This is a genomic window from Actinosynnema sp. NPDC023658 (assembly GCF_040639995.1).
In the GTDB taxonomy this organism is placed as follows: domain Bacteria; phylum Actinomycetota; class Actinomycetes; order Mycobacteriales; family Pseudonocardiaceae; genus Actinosynnema.
Map to the genome: position 1 here is coordinate 1 of NZ_JBFAAX010001439.1, position 1,131 is coordinate 1,131.

General features: G+C 73.9%; 2 protein-coding genes. One reads left to right on the plus strand and one right to left on the minus strand.

Annotated elements, in window-relative coordinates; all coding sequences use genetic code 11:
- Positions 1 to 138: 138 nt before the first annotated feature.
- Positions 139 to 735 carry a cupin domain-containing protein gene (locus AB0G02_RS41635; RefSeq protein ID WP_360806522.1) on the minus strand — a complete coding sequence of 199 codons (597 nt, stop codon included), beginning with the start codon at positions 733 to 735 and terminating at the stop codon, positions 139 to 141.
- A 46-nt stretch (positions 736 to 781) separates the two neighbouring features.
- Between AB0G02_RS41635 and AB0G02_RS41640 the strand changes: the two genes are divergently transcribed.
- Positions 782 to 1,131: N-acetyltransferase family protein (locus AB0G02_RS41640; RefSeq protein WP_360806525.1), on the plus strand; the 350-nt coding region annotated here is incomplete at its 3' end.

The following is a 1,131-nucleotide window of genomic DNA, read 5'->3' on the forward strand; positions in this document are numbered from 1 at the left end:
CGGGGTGCACCAGTGCGTCGGGCAGCTGCTGGCCCGCCTGGAGATGCGCGTCGCCCTGCGCGCGCTGGTGACCGAGCTGCCCGACCTGCGCCTGGCCGTGCCGTTCGAGGAGGTCGGGTTCAGGTTCGACGCGCCGATCTACGGCCTGCGGTCCCTGCCGGTCACCTGGTGACCTCCGGCGCCGCGCGGGCGCATGACCAGCGCGGCCACGTGGTAGCTGCACGGCGTGGAGCCCGGGTTGGCGTAGCCGTGGACGACGTCGGCGGCGAAGTAGGCGGAGTCGCCCGCGTCGAGGTGGACGGCCTGTCCGCCGAGGGTCAGGCGCAGGCTGCCGGACTCGACGGCGACGAACTCGTGCGAGCCGGGGGCGTAGGCCGGGAACTCGCCCGCGTCGCAGCCGGGCGGGAGCGTGGTGCGGATCCACTCGAAGTTCACGCCGGGCACGACCGGGGTGAGGATGGTCCGCCGCCAGCCGCCCGGCTCGTCGACGGTGTCCTGGTCGGCGGCGCGGCGGACGACCACCCGCCGGCCCTGGGCCACCAGGTCGGCCAGCGGGACGCCGAGCCCGTCCGCGATGCGGGCCAGCACGACGACCGTCGGCGCCTTCTGCCCGCGTTCGACCGAGGACAGCATGCTCACGCTCACCGAGGCCGCGTCGGCCAACTGCTGCAACGTCAGGCCGCGGTCGTGCCGCAGGCCTTGGACGCGACCACCCAGCACGACGAGGTCCAGCATTTCGCTATGATGACATAGTCATTCGCTATAGAGAAACGGGCACCCCGTGACACCCGCCGAAGCGACCGTCCGACCCGCCGGGGTCGCGGACCTCGAAGCCGTGGCCGGCATCTACGCCCACTACGTCGACCACACCGTCGCGACCTTCGCGGAGGTCGCGCCCGACGTGGCGGAGTGGGAGCAGCGGTTGGCCGACCTCACCGGCCGCGGCCTGCCGTTCCTCGTCGCGGAGCTGTCCGGCGCGGTGGTCGGCTTCGCGTTCACCTCGCCGTGGCGGCCGAAGCCCGCGTACCGGCACACCGTGGAGGACACGATCTACCTCGCACCGGGGGCGACCGGTCGCGGCCTGGGCACCGCGCTGCTCCGCGAGGTGGTCCGCGGCTCCGCCCGCGCGGG

Coding starts and splice junctions, on each gene's coding strand:
- AB0G02_RS41635 (WP_360806522.1), bottom strand. CDS start 735: ATGCTGGACCTCGTCGTGCTGGGTGGTCGCGTCCAAGGCCTGCGGCAC.